General features: G+C 71.4%; 19 protein-coding genes. 12 read left to right on the top strand and 7 right to left on the bottom strand.

The features are described 5' to 3' along the window. Positions 1 to 72: 72 nt before the first annotated feature. Both ACIRA5_RS03280 and ACIRA5_RS03275 read left to right on the top strand, forming a co-directional pair. Positions 73 to 1,962 carry a hypothetical protein gene (locus ACIRA5_RS03280; RefSeq protein ID WP_403686644.1) on the top strand — a complete coding sequence of 630 codons (1,890 nt, stop codon included), beginning with the start codon at positions 73 to 75 and terminating at the stop codon, positions 1,960 to 1,962. A gap of 382 nt (positions 1,963 to 2,344) precedes the next feature. Further along, positions 2,345 to 3,310, top strand: coding sequence for an acetylxylan esterase (locus ACIRA5_RS03275; RefSeq protein WP_403686642.1), 966 nt, complete (start codon positions 2,345 to 2,347; stop codon positions 3,308 to 3,310). A 29-nt stretch (positions 3,311 to 3,339) separates the two neighbouring features. Here the strand turns inward: ACIRA5_RS03275 and ACIRA5_RS03270 are convergent, their stop codons facing one another. Continuing rightward, positions 3,340 to 4,389, bottom strand: a complete 1,050-nt coding sequence (locus tag ACIRA5_RS03270; protein WP_403686640.1) for a phosphatidylinositol-specific phospholipase C domain-containing protein — start codon at positions 4,387 to 4,389, stop codon at positions 3,340 to 3,342. Between the two features lie 196 nt (positions 4,390 to 4,585). On the opposite strand from ACIRA5_RS03270, the gene ACIRA5_RS03265 reads away from it, so the two are divergent. From ACIRA5_RS03265 to ACIRA5_RS03255, 3 genes are all read left to right on the top strand, one after another. Beyond that, a complete protein-coding gene (locus ACIRA5_RS03265; RefSeq protein WP_403686638.1) occupies positions 4,586 to 5,755 on the top strand; it encodes a serine hydrolase domain-containing protein in 1,170 nt (389 codons plus the stop codon). A gap of 171 nt (positions 5,756 to 5,926) precedes the next feature. After that, positions 5,927 to 6,667 carry a GntR family transcriptional regulator gene (locus ACIRA5_RS03260; RefSeq protein WP_403686635.1) on the top strand — a complete coding sequence of 247 codons (741 nt, stop codon included), beginning with the start codon at positions 5,927 to 5,929 and terminating at the stop codon, positions 6,665 to 6,667. Positions 6,668 to 6,732: 65 nt separating this feature from the next. Then, complete coding sequence (locus tag ACIRA5_RS03255) at positions 6,733 to 7,566, top strand: alpha/beta hydrolase (protein WP_403686633.1); 834 nt, start codon at positions 6,733 to 6,735, stop codon at positions 7,564 to 7,566. 17 nt (positions 7,567 to 7,583) lie between these two features. Here the strand turns inward: ACIRA5_RS03255 and ACIRA5_RS03250 are convergent, their stop codons facing one another. Beyond that, positions 7,584 to 8,474, bottom strand: coding sequence for a class I SAM-dependent methyltransferase (locus ACIRA5_RS03250; RefSeq protein WP_403686631.1), 891 nt, complete (start codon positions 8,472 to 8,474; stop codon positions 7,584 to 7,586). A 54-nt stretch (positions 8,475 to 8,528) separates the two neighbouring features. Here ACIRA5_RS03250 and ACIRA5_RS03245 point away from each other — a divergent pair, with 54 nt between their 5' ends. Continuing rightward, a complete protein-coding gene (locus ACIRA5_RS03245) occupies positions 8,529 to 10,124 on the top strand; it encodes an alpha-amylase family glycosyl hydrolase (RefSeq protein ID WP_403686629.1) in 1,596 nt (531 codons plus the stop codon). A 233-nt stretch (positions 10,125 to 10,357) separates the two neighbouring features. Here ACIRA5_RS03245 and ACIRA5_RS03240 read toward each other — a convergent pair whose 3' ends face one another. The 5 genes from ACIRA5_RS03240 to ACIRA5_RS03220 form a co-directional block, all read right to left on the bottom strand. After that, on the bottom strand, positions 10,358 to 12,271 hold the full coding sequence (locus ACIRA5_RS03240) for a hypothetical protein (protein ID WP_403686628.1): 1,914 nt from the start codon (positions 12,269 to 12,271) through the stop codon (positions 10,358 to 10,360). A 305-nt stretch (positions 12,272 to 12,576) separates the two neighbouring features. After that, positions 12,577 to 13,347: an SDR family NAD(P)-dependent oxidoreductase gene (locus ACIRA5_RS03235; RefSeq protein WP_403686626.1), complete on the bottom strand. Its 771-nt coding sequence runs from the start codon at positions 13,345 to 13,347 to the stop codon at positions 12,577 to 12,579. Next, complete coding sequence (gene hisD / locus ACIRA5_RS03230) at positions 13,344 to 14,645, bottom strand: histidinol dehydrogenase (protein WP_403686624.1); 1,302 nt, start codon at positions 14,643 to 14,645, stop codon at positions 13,344 to 13,346. Before hisD ends, ACIRA5_RS03235 begins: the two co-directional genes overlap by 4 nt. A 40-nt stretch (positions 14,646 to 14,685) precedes the next feature. Beyond that, positions 14,686 to 15,627: a VOC family protein gene (locus tag ACIRA5_RS03225; protein ID WP_403686622.1), complete on the bottom strand. Its 942-nt coding sequence runs from the start codon at positions 15,625 to 15,627 to the stop codon at positions 14,686 to 14,688. After that, on the bottom strand, positions 15,624 to 16,598 hold the full coding sequence (locus tag ACIRA5_RS03220) for a fumarylacetoacetate hydrolase family protein (protein WP_403686621.1): 975 nt from the start codon (positions 16,596 to 16,598) through the stop codon (positions 15,624 to 15,626). Before ACIRA5_RS03220 ends, ACIRA5_RS03225 begins: the two co-directional genes overlap by 4 nt. A gap of 228 nt (positions 16,599 to 16,826) precedes the next feature. Between ACIRA5_RS03220 and ACIRA5_RS03215 the strand changes: the two genes are divergently transcribed. Genes ACIRA5_RS03215 through ACIRA5_RS03190 form a run of 6 tightly spaced genes read left to right on the top strand, consistent with a single transcriptional unit; the run spans position 16,827 to position 22,612 of the window. After that, complete coding sequence (locus ACIRA5_RS03215) at positions 16,827 to 17,132, top strand: antibiotic biosynthesis monooxygenase family protein (RefSeq protein WP_403686618.1); 306 nt, start codon at positions 16,827 to 16,829, stop codon at positions 17,130 to 17,132. A gap of 50 nt (positions 17,133 to 17,182) precedes the next feature. After that, positions 17,183 to 18,307, top strand: coding sequence for an FAD-dependent monooxygenase (locus ACIRA5_RS03210; RefSeq protein WP_403686616.1), 1,125 nt, complete (start codon positions 17,183 to 17,185; stop codon positions 18,305 to 18,307). Continuing rightward, on the top strand, positions 18,304 to 19,308 hold the full coding sequence (locus ACIRA5_RS03205) for an amidohydrolase family protein (RefSeq protein WP_403686615.1): 1,005 nt from the start codon (positions 18,304 to 18,306) through the stop codon (positions 19,306 to 19,308). The genes ACIRA5_RS03210 and ACIRA5_RS03205 overlap by 4 nt, the downstream gene beginning before the upstream one ends. Beyond that, positions 19,305 to 20,273 carry a cyclase family protein gene (locus ACIRA5_RS03200; protein WP_352045430.1) on the top strand — a complete coding sequence of 323 codons (969 nt, stop codon included), beginning with the start codon at positions 19,305 to 19,307 and terminating at the stop codon, positions 20,271 to 20,273. The genes ACIRA5_RS03205 and ACIRA5_RS03200 overlap by 4 nt, the downstream gene beginning before the upstream one ends. A gap of 8 nt (positions 20,274 to 20,281) precedes the next feature. Continuing rightward, positions 20,282 to 21,652 carry an FAD-binding oxidoreductase gene (locus tag ACIRA5_RS03195; RefSeq protein ID WP_403687234.1) on the top strand — a complete coding sequence of 457 codons (1,371 nt, stop codon included), beginning with the start codon at positions 20,282 to 20,284 and terminating at the stop codon, positions 21,650 to 21,652. Positions 21,653 to 21,655: 3 nt separating this feature from the next. Then, positions 21,656 to 22,612, top strand: a complete 957-nt coding sequence (locus tag ACIRA5_RS03190) for a fumarylacetoacetate hydrolase family protein (protein ID WP_403686612.1) — start codon at positions 21,656 to 21,658, stop codon at positions 22,610 to 22,612. The last annotated feature ends 116 nt before the right edge of the window (positions 22,613 to 22,728 follow it).

Raw genomic sequence — 22,728 nt, 5'->3', positions numbered from 1 at the left:
ACTGCGGTCCGGCGGCCGACGCGCCTACGGTGTCGACAGCGGCCGGTGCGCCATCGACACGGGAAGGACGCCATGCCCACGCTGATCAACCTGTGCGAGGAGCCCGACTTCTGTCTTCGGTTCGTCAACGGGGGCCCGATGGCCGACCGCGCGGTCGATTCCGTACGCGCCCTGTCCCTGGCCGCGACCGCGGGCGGCGCGCTGGGTGATGTGAGGGACGCGCTGGTGGTGATCGGTGACTTCTGGGCTTCCGGGCGGACGTCCGTGCACGAGGGGGTCGAGCCGTTGCTGCGTGAGTTGTCGCGGCAGCGGGCCGCCGGACTCGCCGTGGTGGTCGGGCAGCACGGCGCGCAGTCCGTTCCGGTGGTGATCCGCAGCTCGGCCGTCCGCCTCGGCGTACCGCTGCTGACCACGACGAAGGAGCTGCACGACTGGCACGAACTGATCCCGCGGCTGCGCGAGTACCGCTACCGGCAGGCCGAATGGCACGCCGATCAGCTCACCGCGCTGCTGAACCGGCTTCCGGACCGGCTCACCGACGCGCGCACGGCCACGGACGCGGACACGGACGCGATGCAGCGGATCACGGAGTGGCTGGCAGCCGCGGTGGACGCCGAAGTGGTGGTCAGTGATCCCCTGCGCGGTGTGCTGGCCGCGGCGCCCGACGTCCTCACTCGGCAGTCCCCGCGCACCGCCTTCCCCCGGACGCGGACCCAGGCGCTCCCGCTGAGCGCCGCCGGTTCCGGCGCGGTCCTGTCGGTGACCCCCAGCCGTCCGCTCGACGAGGTGCGCACCGAGTTGCTGGGGCACGCGGCGACGGCCCTGGGTCTCATCGACCGGACTCGGCTGCCCGACCAACTGGCGGAGACCCGGCGCGAGGTGCAGCTGAGTGTCCTGCAACTGCTGATGGTGGGTGAGGAGGTGGCGGCCCAGCGCGTGCTGGCCGGCCTCGCACCGGGGCTGCTGGCGACCGAGTCGGTGCGTGTCCATGTGATCGACTGCGCGCGGGAGGACCGCGAGGTGGCGCTCCGGCAGGCGGAGGACGCGCTCGCCGGACGCGCGCTGCTGGCGCGGTGCCCGGTGTTCAATCACCTGATCGTGGTCGATCCGCTCCAGACGGACGAGGACGCTCCGGGCGGGGTGTGGCACACGCTGGAGGCGGTCGTCGCCGCGCTGCCCAGGCACTGCATGGGCGGCAGCCGGGTGTACGCGCTGAGCAGTGTGGCGGACGCGTACACGCAGGCGGCCGGCACCCTCGTGACGGCGCGCCGGACGGCCGGCCGGGTCGCGCTCGCCGAACAGCGTGCCGACCTGATGGACGTCCTGCCGCCGGCCACGGCCCGACGGTGGGCGGGCACACTGCTGCGCCCGGTGCTCACCCTGCCGGCCGGGCAGCGCGAACAGCTCGTACGGACACTGGAGTTGGGGCTCGAGTTCCCGCACACGGCCGTCGGCCGACTGCTCGGCATCCACCGCAACACGGTGACGCACCGCATCAGCAAGGGCTTCGGTCTGCTCGGCCTCGACCGCGGCCAGGTCCTGAACCGGGTGGTGGTCTCGACGGCGCTCCAGGTCGTCGTGAAGTACGGTCATGACGCGCATTCGGCCGACCCGGCGGCGGACTTCACCGCGATGGTGTCCGCTCCGGAGGTCCGCGCCTGGGCCGACTCGTTCCTCGAGCCGCTGCGGGCCGACCGCCGCGATCTGCTGCGCACGCTCCGGGTCTGGCTGGAGAACGACACCCACACCGGGCGGACGGCCGCCGCGCTCGACGTGGCGCCGGTGACGGTCCGCAGTCATCTGCGGGCCGCCGCGCCGCTGATCCAGCGCCACCTGCCGGTGGGCCCGGACGAGACGGACAGGCTCGACGGAAACGAGCACGAGCAGGCGCTCAGCGGCGTACGCCCGCTGGCGTTCGCGCTGCACGCCGACACCGGCCTCCCCTCCCTGCCGGCCGCCTGAACCCGCCCCTCACCGGCGCCGGACTGTGCACCGGTGAGGTGGCGCGCCCGCCCTCTTGTGCACCCGAACGGCTCCCGTCCGCCCCGGCGGCGCGTCCGGCGGCCCGACTGTGCACACGTGACGTGGCAGGGCGGGACGGCGCTGCCTAGCGTGGCGCTCGCCCGCCCGACGCCGTGTCGGGGCCGGCGCGAAGGAGGTCGCCGTGAACGCCAACCGCTGGTCGCGCAAGGGTGAGGACGAGCGGGCCGGGCGACGTGACTGCGGTTGGTCCGTGGCCCCGGCCCTCGGCCCCGGTGACTGACCGAAGGGAGGTCTGGCGGCCCTCCGGCGTCACACGTACGGTGTGATCATCCGCACCCGTGACGTCAAAAGGTGGTCCTTCATGGCCCAGTTCGACCTCCCCCTCGACGAACTTCGCGATTACCGCAGCGCGTCCGCCGAGCCCGAGGACTTCGACACCTTCTGGGCCAAGACCCTCCAAGAGACGCGGGAGCACGACCTCGACGCCCGCTTCGAACCCGTCGAGACGCCGCTCAAGACGGTCAAGGTGTACGACGTGACGTTCGCCGGGTTCGGCGGGCACCCGGTCAAGGGCTGGCTCACGCTGCCCGCCTGGGCGAACTCCGCCCTGCCCACGGTCGTCGAGTTCGTCGGCTACGGCGGCGGTCGCGGCCTCTCGCACACGCATCTGCTGTGGGCCTCGGCGGGCTTCGCGCACTTCGTGATGGACACCCGTGGTCAGGGCAGTGCGTGGGGCGGCGGCGAGACCCCGGACCCGGTGGGCAGCGCGCCCGCGTACCCCGGTTACATGACCCGTGGCATCGACGCACCCGAGAACTACTACTACCGCCGGGTGTTCACCGACGGTGTGCGCGCGGTGGAGGCGGCCCGCTCGCATCCGCTGGTGGACGCGGAGCGCGTGGCGGCCGTCGGCGGGAGTCAGGGCGGCGGGATCACGATCGCGGTGGGCGGTCTGGTCCCCGACCTGGCCGCGATCGCGCCCGACGTGCCGTTCCTGTGCGACTTCCCGCGTGCGACGACGCTGACGGACCGGCACCCGTACCGGGAGATCGGCAACTATCTCAAGACCCATCGCGGCCGCACCGAGGACGTCCTGCGCACGCTGTCCTACTTCGACGGGGTGCACTTCGCGGCGCGCGGGCGGGCGCCGGCCCTCTTCTCGGTCGCGCTGGAGGACCAGACCTGCCCGCCCTCCACGATCTTCGCGGCCTTCAACGCCTGGGACCACGAGGACAAGAAGATCGAGGTCTACGACTTCAACGACCACGAGGGCGGTGGCCCCTACCAGGAAGCGGCCAAGCTGGCCTGGCTGCCCGCGCACCTCTGACGCGGCCGTGGAGCGGTGACGGCCGGCGCTCAGCCCGCCGTTCCGCGTGGCACGACCGTCGACAGCACCGCGGGCAGGGGGTACCAGTCGGCCGACACCACGCTGGCGTGCTGCCGGGCGAGGAGGGCGACGCGGTCCAGGGCCTGGGCCTGGGTGGGGTTGGTGGCGTCGATGGCCGGGGGCACGTTCTGGCCGTCGGTCATGACGACGAGGTAGTGGCGGTCGTCGTACCAGGCGGTGTCGATGGTGCCGTTCGCGTAGGTGGCGGCGTCGCCGTCGAAGATCACGAACCAGGGGCGGATGGTCGGGTCCGTGTAGCGGGTGCGCGGGTCGCCCGCGGCCGCGTTGTGCACGGCGGGGAAGGCGGCCGCCTCGCGCAGCCGCCCGGCCGCGGCGAGGTCACGGAGATGGGTGGCGTACTCGCGGTCGGTCCAGAGCGAGTCGAGGGGGTTGCCCTCCTCGACGGTTCCGGGGATCAGCTCGACCATGAACTTGCCCGCGAGGGCCGAGCGGGCGGGCCAGCCGTCGGCGCGTACCGCCGAGTCGAGGTCGGTGTTGGAGGCGACGATGTCGGCGGGGCGCAGCAGGGCGTCGCCGAGCTTCGCGGTGAGCAGGGCGTCCAGCTGGGCGGGGCCGCGGCCGTTGTTGGCCTGGAATCCGTCCTTCATCTCGATCTTCAGCTGGATCGGCCGGTGGCCCGGGTGCGCGTCGTGCCAGGCCTTGATGTCGGAGAGGCAGCCGGCGAGGTCGCGGTTGCGGGACTTGGTGCGCAGTTCGGAGGCGTTCGCCGCGTTCTCGCAGTTGTTGTCGTTGCCGATCGGATTGCTGTGCGAGACGCGCCAGGAGGCACCGAACACATTGGTCCACACGTCGAGTTCGAGCATTCCGGCGCCGGAGTCCAGCGCGTCGGCGAAGTACGTGTACTTGGCCTTGTCGTAGGAGTTGTGGACCCCGACCGAGGTGCTGGCGGAGTACGAGAGGTCCGCGGCGGTGGCGCCGGGGGCCGTGGTCAGAGCGAGGGCTCCCGCCGTCGCCACCGCGATCCCGGTGCGCGTCAACACCCTCACATGTCTGTACATGCTCCCCTGCCTCCTGCGTCTCGGTGGTCAACCGACGTGCAGCGTAAGGGCGTTGGGTGACATCCGGAAGATCCCGCGGTGAAGGGCGACGGGCAACGACGACACGTACGCAAGACGGATGCCGTCACACCGCTTCCCTCCAGTCCGACCAGTCGGTACGTTCGGGGCCGGAGTCCCGATGGATGACGGAGGTCCCATGACCCAGCCCGCGCCGCCGCGTGTTCACGGCCACTGCGACGCCCGCTTCGCGGCGGTGCGCACCGCGTTCGAGGAGAACTTCCGGGATCGCGACGAGCTCGGCGCGGCCGTGACCGTCACGCTCGACGGCGAGACGGTGGTCGACCTGTGGGGCGGCTGGGCGGACGCGGCGCGCACCCGGCCCTGGGAGCGCGAGACGCTGGTCAACGTCTGGTCGACGTCCAAGGGCCCGACCTCGCTGTGCGCGCACATCCTGGCCGATCGCGGGCTGCTCGACTTCGACGCCCCGGTGGCCGCGTACTGGCCGGAGTTCGCGGCGGCGGGCAAGGAGTCCGTGCTCGTACGGCATCTGCTGTCGCACCGCGCGGGGCTGGCCGGGCTGCGCGAGCCGCACGATCTGGCCCAGCTGTGCGACTGGGAGCTGACCGTGGAGCGGCTGGCGGCGCAGGAGCCGTGGTGGGAGCCGGGAACCCGGTCCGGGTACCACGCGCTCACCTTCGGCCATCTGGTGGGAGAGGTGGTGCGGCGGGTCTCCGGGCTGCGGCCGGGCGCGTTCCTGGAGCGGGAGGTGACCGGGCCGCTCGGGATCGACTTCACCATCGGGCTGCCGGAGAAGGAGGCCGAGCGGGTAGCCGAGCTGGTGCATCCGCCGGTCGCGTCGCGCAGCGAACAGGCGGCGATCTTCTCCCAGTTGGCGCCCGCGGCGGTGGCCGCCCTCGCCAATCCGCCGGTCGGCGCCGGCGAGGCCAACACGGCCCAGTGGCGGGCGGCCGAGATACCGGCGGCGAACGGCCACGGCACGGCCCGCGCGGTCGCCGCGCTGTACGGGATCTTCGCCGGTCGCGGGGCGTACGGCTCCCGGCAGGTGCTCTCCCCGGAGGCCGCGGAGCGGGTGCGCGAGGGGCAGGGCAGCTGCCGGGACCTGGTGCTCGGCGCCGGGTTCGAGCACGAGACGGAAACCGGCCTCGGGCTGTGGCTGAGCGGGCCCAATGGCTCGTACGGTCCCAACCCGAGGGCTTTCGGACACGACGGCTTCGGCGGCTCCTGCGGTCTCGCCGACCCGGAATCGGGCCTCTCCCTGGGGTACGTCATGAACCGGATGGGCCCGCACATCGCCGACGACCCAAGGAAGATGGCGCTCGTGGACGCCCTGTACAGCGCGCTCTGAACGCGCCCGCGACGCCCGGCGGGCGCGGGCTGAAACCGGCCGAACCGGCCGACCGCTCTTCCCTCGTGGTTTAGACCAATGCTAGATCTGGTGGCGCACAGAGCCCGCACGACTACGTCTTGTCACCACGATCAGCACGCTCACCACGGTCACCTCTCAGGAGGCGCGGACATGGCCCGCACCACCAGTCCCCTCAGCACCCACCCGTCCGACCAGGAACCCCGCTACGCGCGGATCGCCGCACAACTGCTCGGCGAACTGCGCGACGGGACGGTTCCACCCGGTGAACGACTGCCGGGAGAAAGGGAGTTGGCCTCGCGCTTCGGCGTCAGCCGCGAGACGGTGCGGCAGGCGCTGCAGCGGCTGCGGCGCGACGGTCTCGTCTCCACCGACCGGCGCGGCAGCCACGCCACCCTGCCCGGCACCACCGCCGAGCACATCCCCTCGCTCGACTTCCCCGTCGGCGCGCACACCGCCGAGCCGTGCGCCGTCCACCGCGCCAGCGTCACCTGGGAGGCTCCCCCACCCGAGCACGCCGAGGCACTGGGAATCGCGCCGTCCCGGCCGACCCTCGTGCATCGCTACGAGTCGGCCGCGGCGGACGGCAGCGGACTGCGTACGGCCTTCACCTCGTTCTCCGCCGTCGCCGTGACCGAGGTCGAGGAACTCGCCCGCTACCGCGACCGCGCGGACGGCTGCGCGTCGGCGCAGCTGCGGCGGGCCTACGACTGGATGCGCAAGGCCGGGCTGACCCTGCACCACCGGGACGCGATCACACGGCTCCCGCAGTCCGTGCGGGTCACCCGGCGCGTGCACGACCAGTACGACCGGCTCCTGGAGATCACCGAACTGGTGGTGGAGGCACAACAGGACGCCCTGGTCTACGAGTTCGTACTGCCCGCGGCGGGGTGAGACCGATCCGGGGACGCAGTCACGTGACAGATCCCAGGAGCGCCGTACGCGACTACGTTCGAGACATGACCACCAACGACGCACAGCAGATCGAGCGGGCCAACGCCACGGGCCGCGTCCCGGTCGTCTTCGTCCACGGCCTGTGGCTGCTGCCGAGCAGCTGGGACCGCTGGACCGCGCACTTCGAGCAGGCGGGCTACGCGCCGGTCTCCCTGTCCTGGCCCGACGACCCCGACACGGTCGAGGAGGCCAACGCCCACCCGGAGGTCCTCGCCGGCAAGACGGTCGGGCAGGTCGCCGACCATCTGGAGACGCTGATCGGCGGCCTGGTGAAGAAGCCGGCGGTCATCGGCCACTCCTTCGGTGGACTGCTCACCCAGATCCTCGCCGGCCGGGGCCGGTCCGCCGCCTCGGTGGCGATCGACCCGGCACCGTTCCGGGGTGTGCTGCCGCTGCCGATCTCGTCGCTGCGCTCCGCCGCTCCGGTCCTGGGCAACCCGGCCAACCGGCACCGGGCCGTCCCGCTCACCTTCGACCAGTTCCGCTACGGCTTCGCCAACGCGGTGAGCGAGGAGGAGGCCAAGGAGCTGTACGACACGTACGCCGTACCCGCGCCGGGCGCCCCGCTCTTCCAGGCCGCCACCGCGAACTTCAACCCGTGGACCGAGGTCAAGGTCGACGCCGAGAACCCCGACCGCGGCCCGCTGCTGATCATCTCGGGCGAGAAGGACCACACCGTGCCGTGGGCGATCGCGAACGCCTCGTACAAGAAGCAGCAGCACAACCCGGGCGTCACCGAGATCACCGAGATCCCGGGCCGTGGACACGCGCTGACCATCGACCACGGCTGGCAGGAGGTCGCCGACACCACGCTGGAGTTCGTCCGCCGCTTCGCCTGACCTCCCGGCAGCGCGGGTCAGCCGGAACCGGAGGCGGCATCCGAAGCGGCGGCGGAGGCACCGCCGCTTCGGGTGGCCACGACCATCCGGCATCGCGGGCTGCCATCTCGCCGCCACCCGAACTCGGGCAGCGCCAGGAGCTCCACCTCGAACCCCGCCCGCCTCAGCTCCCGCTGTACGTCGCCGAGCCGGAAAGCCCGGTAGTACATGACGAACGGTGGCCGCCAGACGGCGTTGCGCACCCGCATCGCCATGTCGAAGCCCAACAGGGCCCAGTACCAGGGCGAACTCGGGCGCGGCGGGGCCGTGACGGGGAACGCGAAGCGCCCGCCCGGTCGCAGTACGGAGTGGACCTGGGCGAACAGACCCGGCAGCTCGCGCGGCAGGAAGTGCCCGAACGCGCCGAAGCTGACCACGAGGTCGAAGACGGGGCCGAAGGGCAGGGCACGCGCGTCACCCCGTACCCACGCGGGGCGCGGCGACATCCCCTGGTCCGCGCCCTCGTACGATCCGGGGCTCGCCCCCGCTCGCGCGCCGGGCCGCGGGCGCGTTCGGGCGCCGGGGAGCGCGACCCCCGGCGCGTCCGCTTCCGTTCGCTTCAGTCCCCCCGTACCCGTCCGCTCCCGCCCCACGGCCAGCATCCCCGCGCTGATGTCGACCCCGGTGACCCGACCCCGGCACAGTCCGCTCAGCACCTCCATGCCCGCGCCCGTGCCGCAGCACAGGTCGAGACCGTGGTCGAACGGGCCGATGGGGCGTAGTGCACGGGCCACGGCGTCGAGGATCGCGTCCGGAGTCCGGAACGGCGTGTGATCGAACTTGGGTGCGAGCAGGTCATAGCCGTGCTCGACGGAGGACAGGGCCTGCGTGGCCAGTTCGCGGAGGGTGGGACCTTGCGGGGTGAACATCACCCTCAGCTTAGGGGCAGCGCGCGCCCCGGGCGCCGGTCTAGGGTCCCGTTCATGACTTCGTTCCGTCCCGCCCCCTCCTGGCTGGCCGACGCCGTCTTCTACCAGATCTATCCGCAGTCCTTCGCCGACTCCAACGGCGACGGCATCGGCGACTTCAACGGGATCGCCGAGCGCCTCGACCACCTCGCGTGGCTGGGTGTGAACACCGTGTGGCTGAACCCGTGTTTCGTCTCACCGTTCCGCGACGCCGGGTACGACGTCAGCGACTACCTGGCCGTCGCGCCGCGTTACGGCTCCCTCGACGACCTGGCCAAGCTGGTCGACGAGGCCGGCCGGCGCGGCATCCGGGTCCTGCTGGATTTCGTGGCAGGGCACACCTCCGACGAGCACCCGTGGTTCAAGGCCGCCGCGCACGATCCGACCGACGACCGGTACATCTGGGCGGCCGAGGGCCGTCCCGACGGCTTCGTCCCCTCCCCCGGCACCCGCCCGGGCGCGTACCTGCCGAACTTCTTCGCCTTCCAGCCTGCCCTCAACTTCGGCTACGCGCGGGCGAATGCGGCCGAGCCCTGGCGCCTGCCGGTCGACGCCGAGGGGCCGCGCGCCAACCGGGCGGCGCTGCGCGCGATCATGGACCACTGGCTGGGTCTCGGCCTGTCCGGCTTCCGTGTCGACATGGCCGCCTCGCTCGTCAAGGACGATCCGGACAAGACGGAAACCGCCAAGGTCTGGGCCGAGGTGCGCCACTGGCTGGACGGCGCGCATCCGGACGCGGTGCTGCTCTCGGAGTGGGGCGAGCCGGAGGTGTCCGTCCCTGCGGGCTTCCACGCGGACTTCTTCCTCCAGTTCGGCGGCCCCACCGACGGCCTCGCCCTGCGCTCGCTGTGGAGCAACGGCGAGGGGACGGTCAACGAGAGCTGGGACCCGCTCGACTGCTTCTTCGACCGGAGCGGCCGGGGTTCGCCGCGCCCCTTCCTCGAAGCCTGGGAGAAGGCGTCCACCGCGCTCGGCGCGAGCGGATTCATCTCCCTGCCCACCGCCAACCACGACTTCTCCCGTCTCAACTGCGGCCCACGCACACCCGAACAACTGCCCGCCGCCTTCGCGTTCCAGCTCACCTGGCCGACGCTCCCGGCGATCTACTACGGCGACGAGATCGGCATGCGCTACCTTCCGGGCCTGCCCGACCAGGAGGGCAGCGTCCTCGGCCCTCGCTACAACCGCGCGGGCTCCCGCACCCCGATGCAGTGGGACGAGGGCCCGAACGCCGGTTTCTCCACCGCCGAGCCGGGCCGCCTCTACCTCCCCGTCGACCCGTCGCCCACCCGCCCGACCGTCGCCGCCCAGCGCGCCGACGAGGCCTCACTCCTCCACCTCGTACGCCGCCTCGTCACCCTGCGCACCCACACCCCGCAGCTCGGCTCCCGGGGCTCGGTGGAGGTGCTGCACGCCGGCCATCCGTTCGTGTACCTGCGCGGCGGAAGGTACCTCGTGGTCATCAACCCAAGCGAGCGCGCGGCGAGTTGTGCCTACGACGGTGCCCGCACCGGGGTGCCCCTGGAGGCCGACGGGGTCACGGTGAACGGCTCCACGATCACCGCCGAAGGCTTCGCCTACGGGGTCTTCGACCTGGGCCCCGACCGCTAGTCGCCGTCCCTGCCCTTGTCGTCCGCGGGCGAGGGCGGGCATGACCTCGGCCCCGTCGGTGCTGCTCTCGCCGAGCGCGTGCAACAGGACGAGCGGCGGAGCGGATTCCTGCCCCCGCACCTGGCAGACGAGCCGGACCCCTCCCCCGTCGACCGCAAGGTGATCGACCATGCGGGAGATGACAGGCATCGGCCGTCGCCGGCCGGGCCCCGGCGTCGGACGCCCCCGGTGGCTCAGCCGACCATGAGGACGATCGCTCCGGAGTAGGCGCCTCCTGCCTCGATGGCCGTCTGCGTGCCGTCGACCGTCATGGTCACGGACTTCCCGCTCGCCGCCCGCACCGCCGCGTCGGCGGCGAGCGTCAGCCTGGTCAGGTACGAGGTGCCGGTCACGGTCCAGGTCGAACCGCTGTTCAGCTGGACGATCACGCCGTTGTTGACGGCGGGCTTGACGGTGTTGGTGACCTGGCCCAGCTCGTAGAAGTTCGAGGAGTCGATCGTGTCGACGCGGTGCTTGGCCTCCGTGGCCGAGATGACGCCCTGCACGGTCGAGTCCTCGAAGGTGAGGACCATGTTCTTGCCCGCGCGCATGCCGTTGTAGAAGTCGCCCGCCAGCGCGATGGAGGTGAAGGTGGCGGCGCCGTCGGCCGTGTGGACCGAGGCCGGGTCGAAGGAGGTGTCCTTGGCGGGGTCGCCCGTGGGTTCGGTGTAGACGCCGACGTTCATCATCTTGCCGTCCACGTTCACCGGGCCCGGGTCGTCGCTCTCGATCATCTGCAGGATGATCCCGTTGCCGGGGTTGAGCTGCGCCCCGTCCGAACCGTCCACCGTGATCGAGGTCTGCTGGCCCTTGTTGAGGAAGGTGGTCTGCGCGGAGGTGATGACCGTGCCGCCGTCCAGCTTCAGGGTGCCGGTGCCAAAGAACATGAAGCCGAAATGGCCCGAGTTGACGACCGTGATCCGCGCCGGGACGGCCGCCAGTTCGGCCTTGGTCAGGCCGAGGCCGAGCGAGGTGTTGAGCGCCGCGACGGCTTCGCGGGTGCTGTCGCCGTAGTGGATCGAGGCGGCCGGGCCCGCGCAGATGGTCGCGTAGCTGCCGACGTCGAACTGCGAGCCGAGCACGCGGACGGTGGCGTCCCCGATGGCGTAGGTGCCGTAGCCGTACGTTCCCGTGTTGCCGACGCTGCTGTTGATCGCCGTCAGCTGGAGCCCGCTGCCGCCCTCCACCGACAGGGCTCCCCAGGTCTCCGACTGCACGGTCGAGTTGATGTATGTCGCCTTGGTGCCGGAGCCGATGAGGTTGGTGGCGCGGACATTGCCGTCGAGGCCCAGCATCCACGGCACGGACTCCATGTACGGGGTCTCCACGGTCGCCTGGTAGTCGGCGGGGAGCGTGCCGTTGCGGGCCCGCAGACGGGAGTTCTTCACGATGACGTTGGCGCCGTCGTCCGCGACGACCGTCGTGCGCACCACGCCCTTGTTGGTGATCCTGGCGCCGTCCACGACGAGTGTCGTGGCCGGACCGGTGCCGACGACCGCCGCGCCGTATCCCGCGAAGTCGCAACGCCCGTTGCCCGTGAGGGAGATGGCGGGGCTCTTGAGCGTGTAGGTGCCGTTCTTCACGAAGACACCGTCGAAGCACTCGCCGGTGGAGGTGATCGCGACGTTACGGGCGAGGGAGTCGGTGAGCGTGCCGCCGACGACGCCGGACAGGACGGACTTGGCGCGGTCCACGCCGTCGGCGCCCACGTAAAGGGCCTGCCGGAAGGGGAAGGTGAGGGTCTGGTACGTGACCGTGTTGGCCTCCGCCACCGTGAGCACGATGTCGCCCTGGTAGGTGCCGGCGGAGATCAGTGTCTCGGTTCCGCCCGTCTCGGTGAGGAGCTGCCCGGTCTCGACCCCGTCGACGGTGAGGGTGACGCTGTACCCGTCGGACGCGGTGACCTTTCCGCCTTCGGCTATGGACAGCTCGCTCACATGCGTGGTCGCCGAGAGCTGGTACGTCTCGCCGGCCCCCACGGTGATCTTGTCCGCCCTGGTCTTCTTCGCCGTGGGTCCCACGGCCAGGGCGGGGGCCGCCGAAGCGAGCAGGGCTCCGGCCGTGGCCGTACCGGCGATCAGGAACGAACGTCGGGTGATCAGCGTCATTGCATGCCTTCCCAGAGATCGAGTGCGCCGTCGCGCAGCGTGACCGGCCGGCCGTCGGATGCATGGGGGCGACGGCTCGGGCGGAGGCACCAAAGGTGCGCGTGAGAAAGTCAATCAGCCCTGTGCACAAGGAAGTAGCCACCTCGTGGACACATACCGGAGGGCGATGTCTCGGATCGCGCGGCCCGCTTCATGGCCGTCACACAGCGTGTTCACAGACGGGTCGGCGGGGACCGCATGCCGGTGCGGCGGACGACCTGAGACCGTCCGCCGCACCGTGCTCACCGTGCTCGCCGCGCCCGGGACTACGCCGGTGCGACCATCCCCGCCGACAGGTCGATGTCCGCCCCGCACAGCCCCGGCATCGCGAGCATCGCCACCAGCGCCCGGGCGACCTCGTCCTCCTCCACGAGCCGGCCCAGCGCGGCGCGCGAGGCGAAGTCCCGCTCGGCGGCCTCGACGCTCGTCCCGGTCAGCTCGGCCGTCAGCCGGAAGTTGCGGTCCATGCGCGGGCCCCGAACCGGCCCGGGGGAAAGGGAGTTGACCGCGACGCCGTGCGGCCCGGCCTCACCGGCCAGCGTCCGGGTCAGACCGAGGAGCGCCATCTTGGAGGCCGTGTACGGGGTGCGGTTCAGCAGCGGCCGCTTCCCGCTCACGGAGGCGATGTTGACGATGTCACCGCCTCCGGCCGCGATCATCGGCGGCAGGAAGGCCCGGCACATGAGGTACACCCCGCGGACGTTGGCGGCGAACACCTCGTCCCACTCCTCGGGCTCGATGTCGGTGAGCGGCCGTACCGGTCCCGCGACTCCGGCGTTGTTGACGAGCAACGACACCTCCTCGTCGGCGAGTTCGAGGGCCAGGGCGCGCACCGACTCCGCGTCGCGGACGTCACACGCCGCCGTACGGGCCCCTCCGCCCTCCTTGGCCACCAGCGCCGCGGCGTCGGCGAGAGCCCGCTCGCCGCGGCCGACGAGGATCACCCGCGCCCCGGCTCCCGCCAGGGCGAGCGCGAAGGCCCGCCCCAGCGGTCCGCCGCCACCCGTGATCAGCGCCGTACGACCGTGGAGGGTCATGCCTCGTTCCACGGCAGTTCGTCGCCCGCGGCCTTCGCCGCCCGTACGTCACCGGAGCGGGCGTGCCCCTCGAACAGCTCGACGCGGGAGGCGCGCCCGCACAGCCGGCCGAGCAGGGCCCCCGAGCCGGAGTCCGTGACCTCCTGGTAGGTGACCGTCTTGAGGTATTTCCCGACCCAGAGGCCGCCGGTGTAGCGGGCGGCGCCCCGGGTCGGCAGCACATGGTTCGTGCCGATGACCTTGTCGCCGAAGGACACACAGGTGCCCTCACCCAGGAAGAGCGCGCCGTACTGCGTCATCCTGCGCAGGGCCTCGCGCGGCTCGGCGGTCAGGACCTCGACGTGCTCGAAGGCGAACGCGTCGGCGAGCACGTACAGCTCGTCGAGGGAGTCCACGACGTGCACCTGCCCGTGGTCGCGCCAGGCCGGCCCGGCGAAGTCGCGCGTGGGCATGCCGGGGAGAAGTCGCTCGACCTCGGCGACGGTCTTCTCGGCGATCTCGCGGGAGGTGGTGATCAGGACGGCCGGGGAGTCGGGTCCGTGCTCGGCCTGGGAGAGCAGGTCGACAGCGCACACGAAGGGGTCGGCGGCGCTGTCGGCGAGGACCAGGATCTCCGTCGGGCCCGCGAAGAGGTCGATGCCGATCTCGCCGAACAGCTGCCGCTTGGCCTCGGCGACATAGGCGTTGCCCGGCCCGGCGATCAGGTTCACCGGCTCCATCGTGTCCGTGCCGACGGCCATCGCGGCGACCGCCTGCACCCCGCCCAGCAGCCAGATCTCGTCCGCGCCCGCGAGATGCGCGGCGGCGACGGTGGCCGCGGGGATCTCGCCGTGGATCGGGGGCGTACAGGCGACGACCCGCGGCACGCCCGCGACCTTCGCCGTGACGATGGTCATGTGCGCGGACGCGGTGAGCGGGTAGCGGCCACCAGGGATGTACGCGCCTGCCGCCCGCACCGGGATGTGCTTCTGCCCGAGCCTGACGCCCGGCAGGGTCTCCACCTCGAACTCGCCCATCGAGTCGAGCTGGTGGCGGGCGAAGGAGCGCACCTGGTCCTGGACGAAGCGGATGTCGTCGATGACCTGCCGCGGGACCGAGGCGACGATCTTCTCGATCTCCTCGGCGGAGAGCCGGAAGGCGTCGGGGCTCCACCGGTCGAACTTCTCGGAGTACGCGCGCACGGCCGCGTCGCCGCGCTCGCGGACGTCCGCGATGACGCCCGCCACGGTCTCGCGCACCTGGTCGAGGGAGGCGGTGACCTCCGCCCCCGGTACGGCGTGCTTCAGGATCGTTGCCACAACTGCGGCCTTTCTGCGGGTGGTTGACGGCGGTCGACGGCTACACGGGGGGTGCGACGAACAGCACGTCGGGATCGTTGAACTGCTCCTTGGCGACCGACTCGCTCATCGGGTCGGCGGTGCCCCACTGGTCCTGGGTGATCGGGTCGTCCACGTCGTGGCGGCCCGGGTGCCACAGGTCCTCCTCCAGGACCGCGAGTTCGGTCGTGTACTCGACCGTGTTGCCGTGCGGGTCGTGGAAGTAGGAGAAAGTGTTGTCGCCCGCGAGGTGGCGGCCCGGTCCCCAGGTGAGACGTGTCCCGGCGCGCAGCGCCCGCCCCGTACCGCGCATGTACTCCTCCACTCCGCGCATCTCGAACGAGGCGTGGTGCAGGGAGACATGGGGTCCGCGTGCGATGGCGAAGGAGTGGTGGAGGGGGCTGCACCGCAGGAAGTACATGAGGTCGCCCATGTGCGCCGAGTACAGGGTGTCGGTGAGCCGGAAGCCGAGGTGCCGGACGTAGAAGTCCTTCAGCCCCTCCGGGTCCTGCGAGTTGACCACACAGTGCGAGAGGCGCACCGGGATCGCCTCGCGCTCCTCGATCCTGCGGTGTGCGCGCGTCTCGACATCGGCCGACACCTCCACGACCCGGCCGTCCGGGTCGAAGAAGCGGAAGCCGTAGCCGCCCCCCGGAGTGTCCAAAGCCCCCGGCTCGCCGATGAGTTGGACTCCGGACCGCCCGAGCCGCAGATGCAGCTCGTCCACGGCGGCCGGCGAGACGGCGCCGAAGGCGACCAGGTCCATCCGCTTGTGCTCGTCCTCGCGGATGCGGACGATGTACTGCTCGGGGCTCCCCTCGGCGGCGAAGAAGGCGATCCCGCTGTCGCCGGCGACCTCGGTCAGACCCCAGGTGGTGCCGTAGAAGGCGCGCTGCCGGGCGTAGTCCGGCACGGCCAGGTCGACATGGCGGAGATGGGTGAGGGGCTGGAAGGTGCTGGTCACTGTCCGCTCCTGACGGTGTTGCGCTGGTGGCCGAGGCCCGTGATCTCCGCCTCCATGACGTCGCCGGGCTTGAGGAAGACACCCCAGTGCGCGCCGTTGCCCGCCGGGGAACCGGTGAGCAGCAGATCGCCGGGGCGCAGGGTGGTGGTCGTGGAGACGTAGGCGATGAGCCGGGGAATGTCGAAGATCATGTCCTTGGTGGACTCGTCCTGGCGCACGATCCCGTTGTGGCGCAGGGTGATCCGGACGTCCGCGTCTTCGGTGGGGTTGCCGACGAAGGCGGCCGGTACGAGGAAGGGGCCGGTCGGCAGGAAGGTGTCGGCGTTCTTGGCGGTGAACCAGTCGGTGCCGATCGCCTTGAGGTCGGGCCGGTAGAGCCGGTCGCGGGTGGTGAGGTCGTTGCAGATGGTGTAGGCGGCGACGTACGACATCGCGTCCTCGGCGGGGATGTGCTTGCCCGTCCTGCCGATGACGAGGGCGAGTTCGAGTTCCCAGTCGTGCTGCTCACCGAGCGCGGGCAGCACGATGTCGTCGTACGGGCCGCAGATCGCGCGGGGCGAGCCGAGGAAGACGTACGGGACGCCGCTGTGGATCCGCTCGTCCATCATCCGCTCGGCGTCCGCGCGGGCCTCCTCGGGCGTGGCACCGTGCACGCTCTCCTTCTCGGCGGCGACCAGGTCGACCACGTGCTTGCGGTAGTTGGCGCCGCTCTGCAGGACCTGGCCGGGCTCGATGGGGGCGAGGACGCGCAGGTCGGCGAGGCCGTGCCAGGCGCCGGCGGTCTCCTGGGCAAGGCCGACCAGGCGCGGGAAGAGGGCCGCCCAGTCCTCGATGACCGCGCGCACGGACGGCGCCACGTCGGACAGGTCACGTACCCGGGGCCCGACGACCAGGCCCGGGAAGACCCGGGAGCCGTAGCCGAAGGTGCCGAGGGCGAAGGGCCCGGTGTGGGAGGGAATTCGGTCGGGCACAGGCTGTCTCCTCGTACGGCGGTTGGCTTGCCTTCGACGCTAGGCAGCGCGGGGGCGGGGCGGAAATGGCGATCCGCGATGCCTGCCATCAGGGGGCCGGAGGCCGTGTGATCAGCGGCCCATCGTCGTACGGGATGGATGACGTCCCCCTTGCCGATGCCTCGATCCGTTGACCCTGCAATGACCCTCCGAGCAGGCTCGGAGCACCATCGGACCTGAGGAGCGAGTGTGATCGTCGAGCATGCCGAACTGACCGTGGAAGCCGGTCGTGAGCGGGTTTTCGAGGCCGTCTTCGACAAGGCCCGCGAGGTGCTCGCCGAGGCGGACGGGTTCTGCTGGACCGAGCTGCTGTGCTGCGAGGAGCGCCCTGACCGCTATCTGCTGCTGGTCGGCTGGACGTCCGTGGAGGCGCACACGGTCGGCTTCCGCAGCTCCGAGCGCTTCCAGCGGTGGCGCGCCCTGGTCGGGCCGTTCTTCGCCGCGCCGCCCGCCGTCGAGCACTACCGCACGCTCGGCGGCCGCTTCACCGCCTGACCGCACCCCACCGCACCCCTGTTCTTCTTCTACGTTCGCAAGGATCGCCCATGCCCGTACACAAGGTGCTCGTCGTCGGCGGCGGCATCACCGGTAGCGTGCTGTCGCTCGCACTCGCCCAGCGGGGCGCCGACGTCGAACTCGCCGAGATATCGCCCCAGTGGTTCGGTGTGGGCCACGGCATCACCGTCCAGGGCAACGCGCTCAAGGCGCTGCACTCGGTGGGCGTGCTCGACCGGGTGCTCGCCCGGGCCGTCCCGTTCGACGTGATGCGGCTGCGCCGGGCCGACGGCGGACTGCTCGCCGAGCTGCGCACCCCGCACACCGGCGGTGCCGAACTGCCGTCGACGGCGGGCGCGCTGCGCTCGGACCTTCAGGACGCGCTGTGCGACGCGGTCTACGCGCAAGGGGTGCGCGTCCGGCTCGCGCTGAGCGTGGCGAAGCTCGACCAGTCCCCCGGCCACGTGGACGTCACGTTCACCGACGGCACCAGCGGCCGCTACGACCTCGTGGTCGGCGCCGACGGCATCAACTCGCGGATGCGGCAGCTGATCGGCATCACCACCAGGCCCCGCCCGGTGGGTATGTCGATCTTCCGGGTGGTCGCGCAGCGGCCGCCCGAGATGGACTGCGCGGAGGTGTACTACGGCGGCCCGCGCTACAAGGCCGGCTACAGCCCGATCTCGCCCGACCAGTGCTACGCCTACCTGCTCGACGAGAACCTCGACGCCTCGCTGATCGGTCCGCGCGCCCCCCTGTCGCTGCTGCGTGAGCGCGGCGCCGGGTACGGCGGCACCTGGGGCAGGATCCTCGCCTCGCTGCCGCAGGACACTCCGGTCGACTACCGGTGGATCGAGGCGATCCTCGTCGACGAGCCCTGGTACCGGGGCCGTACGGTGATCATCGGGGACGCCGCGCATGCCTGCCCGCCGCTGATCGCGCAGGGCGCCGCGATGTGCGCCGAGGACGCGGTCGTGCTCGCGGAACTCGTCACCGGCGGGGCGCCGCTGGACAAGGCGCTCGACACGTTCATGGCGCGCCGGCTGCCCCGGGTGCGAGTGGTGCTGGAGAACTCGCTGCGGCTCGCCGACTGGGAGATCCACCCGGAGACGCCCGGCGCGGACCCCGGCCGGATCATGTCGGAGACCCTGGACTATCTGACGGCCGCCGCATGAACGTTCCCGTCGTGGACTTCCACGGTCACCTCGCCGTCCCCGCCGCCGACGCGCTGTGCGCGGGCACGCCCGGCCTGGCCGCCGAGCTGGCCGCCGAACAACGGGCGCACTCCCCCACGTCACTGGCGGTCAACCGCGCCCAACTTCAGCGTGTCGCTCCGAAGTTGACGGACGTCACGACCAGGCTCGCCGACCTGGACGCGATGGGTGTCGACCTCCAGGTGGTCGGCCCGATGCCGATGCACCACTACTGGGCGGACGCGGATCTCGCCGTACGCCTGGCGCGCACGGTCAACGAAGCCGTGGCGGCGCACTGCGCGGTGGCGCCGGAGCGGCTGTACGGCCTGGGCACGGTCCCGCTCCAGCATCCCGACCTCGCGGTCGCACTCCTCGACAAGGCGGTCACGGAGTACGGCCTGTACGGGATCAGCGTGTCCACGACCGTGGACGGACGGGAACTCGCGGACCCCGCGCACGACCCGGTGTGGCAGCGGGCCGAGGAGCTCGGCGCGGTCGTCTTCGTGCACCCCTGGGGCTGCTCGCTCGGGGAACGGCTGGCCACCCACTACCTCGGCAACACGGTCGGGCAGCCCCTCGAGACGACGGTCGCGCTCTCGCACCTCATCTTCACCGGTGTCCTGGACCGCTTCCCGCGCCTCAAGCTCGTCGCCGCGCACGGCGGGGGTTATCTGCCGACGTACATCGGCCGTTCCGACCACGCCTGGCACATGCGCGAGGACGCGCGGGGCTGCGCGCAGCCGCCGAGCGCGTATCTGCGGCGCATGTGGTTCGACGCGCTCGTCTACACCCCGGGCGGACTGCGCCATCTGGTCGAGGAGGTCGGCGCGGACCGGGTCGTCCTCGGCACCGATCACCCCTTCGACATGGGCGTCGGGGACCCGGTGGCCCGGCTGGACGCCGCCGGGCTGTCCGCGGCCGGCCGTGCCGCCGTCGCCGGGGGCAACGCTCTCGACCTGCTGCAGAAAGGACGTACTCGATGAGCCTGGGTCCGATTGAGGAAGAGCTCGCCAAGGCCCGTTCCGCCTACCGGAACTGGGGCCGTTGGGGTGAGGACGACGTGCTGGGCACGCTCAATTTCATCGACGACGCGATACGGGCGCACGCGGCGGGCCTGGTCCGGCGGGGCCGGTCGTTCTCGCTCTCCCAGGAGTTCAACGAGAGGGGCCCGCAGCGCGGTTTCCGTGGCCGGATCAACCCCGTCCACTACATGAAGGACACCGGTTCGGACGCGGCCGCCGGGACACAGGGCTTCCCGCACGGCTTCGGGGGCGCCGACGACCATGTCGTGATGCCGCTCCAGGCCTCCACCCAGTGGGACGGCCTCGGGCACATCTACGACAACAAGCAGGCCTGGAACGGCCGTCCGTGCACCATCGTCAACGGCGACGGGGACTCGGTCACCGGCATCGAGCACATGAAGGACGCCTTCACCGGGCGCGGGGTCCTGCTCGACGTGGGCCGCGCGGTCGGCGACGAACACGGCGAACTCCCGGACGGTTTCGCGATCCTGGAGGAGCATCTGCGCGCCACGATCGAGGCGCAGGGCGCCACCTCGTCCGTACGGCGCGGCGATCTAGTCCTCATCAGGACAGGGCAGTTGGGGCGGGTACGGCGACTCGGCGCGTGGGGCGGGTACGCCGCCGGGGACGCCCCGGGCCTCTCCTTCACCACACTCGGCTGGCTGCACCGTACGGAGATCGCCGCTATCGCCTCCGACACCTGGGGACTCGAAGTACGCCCGTACGAGTTCGTCCAGCCGGCGATGTCCCCGCTGCACCAGATCGCGATCCCCAACATGGGCCTTCCGCTGGGTGAGATGTGGGACCTGGAGGAGCTGGCCGAGGACTGCGCTGCCGACGGTGTCCACGAGTTCCTGCTGGTCGCGGCTCCGCTGCCGGTCACCGGCGCGGTGGGCGCCCCTGTCAATCCGATCGCGATCAAGTGAGTACGCGCGTGCACATCGACCGTTTCTCAGGCACCCTCCACTTCCCCGGCGACGAGGACTTCGGGGAGGCGTGTTTCGGCCGGGTCTTCAACGCCCGCCGCCCGTCGGACCGTACCCCCGCCGCCGTGCTGATGGCCGGGTCCGAACAGGACGTCGTCGACGGCGTACGACTCGCCCGGGAGCGGGGCTGGCAGGTCGCCGTTCGCTCCGGCGGGCACAGCTGGGCCGCCTGGTCGGTGCGCGAGGACGCGCTGCTGATCGACCTCGGGGGCCTGCGCGAGATGGCGTACGACCCGCGGACCGGGATCGTGACGGCGAGCCCGGCCATCAAGGGTGGCGACGAACTCAACCCGTATCTCGGAGAGTTCGGGCGCTTCTTCAACGGCGGGCATTGTCCCTCCGTCGGCATCGGCGGCTTTCTGCTCCAGGGCGGACAGGGCTGGAACGCGCGCGGCTGGGGCTGGGCGGCCGAGAACGTCGTCGCGATCGACGTCGTCACCGCCGAGGGCGAGCTGGTGCGTGCGGACGAGACGCACCACGGCGATCTGTTCTGGGCGGCGCGCGGCGCGGGTCCTGGCTTCTTCGGGGTCGTCACCCGCTTCCATCTGCGCACCCGCCCGCTGCCGAAGCATCTGGCGCACACCGTCCACGCGTACCCGCTGGACCTGTTCGACGAGGTCATGACCTGGCTGCACGGCATGCACCACACCGTCTCCGACCTGGTCGAGATCGTCGCCCTGACACAGACGCCGCCCGCCGGGGACGGTCCGGTGCTGCTGGTCACGGGCGTGTCGATGACGGACACCGCCGAGGAGGCCGCCGAGGCGCTGGGCCCGCTGCACGCCAACCCGTACGCGGACCGGGCGCTGCTGCGGATCGAGGCGCGGCCGACGACCCTCGCCGAGCAGCTTCAGGGCCAGCGCGTCGCCAACCCCGAGGGGCACCGCTATCTCGTCGACAACGCCTGGCTGACCGGGTCGGCCGCCGAGGTCGTGCCGGCGATCCGCAAGGCGTTCACCGAGCAGCCGACCCGGCAGACCTTCACCATCTGGTTCTCGATGGCCCCGCTGCGTGAACTCCCGGACATGGCCTTCTCGTTGCAGTCCGAGATCTACTGCGCCACCTACGTCATCCACGACGATCCCGGGCGCGACGCCGAGCTGCGCGGCTGGCTCGACGAGGCCATGGCGGCGATGCGGCCGGTGACCGCGGGCCAGTACCTCGGGGACTGCGACTTCACCGTGCGGCAGCTGAGGTTCATGGGTGACGCGCAGTGGGAGCGGCTTCGGGGGATCCGGACGGCTCGCGACCCGAAGGGCCTCTTCGTGGGCCATCTGAGCGCCGGGACCGTCACCAACACCAACGACTGGGAGCGATAGGGCATGCGGTTCACGACATACGCGTACGAGGGCGTGGAGCGCGCCGGGGTCGTGCGGGACGGGATCATCCATCCGCTGCCGCCGGGTACGACCGTCCTGTCGCTCGTGGAGCAGGAGGCGCTGCATGCCGCGGGCAGCGAAGCGCTCCGTGCCGAGAGTGAGCTGACGGTGGATCAGGTACGACTGCTTCCGCCGCTGAAGCCGCCGTCCATCCGGGACTTCGTCGGTTTCGAGGCGCACATCGAGGGGGTCGCCAAGTCGCTGGACGGTCTGGAGCAGGTGCCCGAGGAGTGGTATCGGGCGCCGAACTTCTACTTCACCAACCCGCACGCGGCCTACGGCGCGCACGACGACGTTCCGGTACCTGCGGGCTGCTCGGTGCTCGACTTCGAGCTGGAGGTGGGCGCGGTCGTCGGCCGCGCGGGCCGGGACCTCACGCCCGAGCGGGCCCGCGAACACATCGTCGGCTTTCTCGTCTTCAACGACTGGTCGGCGCGCGATCTGCAGAAACCCGAGAAGAACCTCGGTCTCGGCTTCTCCAAGGGCAAGGACTTCGCGAACACCCTCGGCCCGTATCTGGTCACGGCCGACGAGGTGGCGGACCGGCGCGACCCGGACGGCTTCCTCGACCTGGAGATGACGGTCACCCTGAACGGCGAGCTGATCGGCCGCGACACCCTCGCCCATGTCTCCTGGACCTTCGAGGAGATGGTCGCCTACGCCACCCGTGACACCTGGGTGCGCCCCGGCGACATCCTCGGCTCGGGCACCTGCGGCTGGGGGGCGCTCGCGGAGTTCTGGGGACGCGTCGGGGAACGTACGCCGCCGCCCCTCAAGCCCGGCGACGAGGTGACGCTCACCGTGGAGCGCCTCGGCAGCGTCTCCAACCGGATCGTCCCCGGGCGCACGGACGTATATCTGCCGCGGGCTCGGGGGCGCGGCCGTACGCCCCGGCCGTAACCTTCCGTACCCCTTTCGACCTGCACACATCCAGGGATCCGATGGCAGCCATCGGATCCCTGTGAGTTGCCTCCGGACCCTTCCTCGGCGGGAACCCGGTCGTTACGCTCCCGTTT

Origin of the sequence: Streptomyces sp. NPDC096311 (assembly GCF_044763085.1) — a bacterium.
GTDB lineage: Bacteria > Actinomycetota > Actinomycetes > Streptomycetales > Streptomycetaceae > Streptomyces.
Note: the sequence above shows the minus strand (reverse complement) of the source record. Positions and strands in the feature narration are given on the sequence as shown.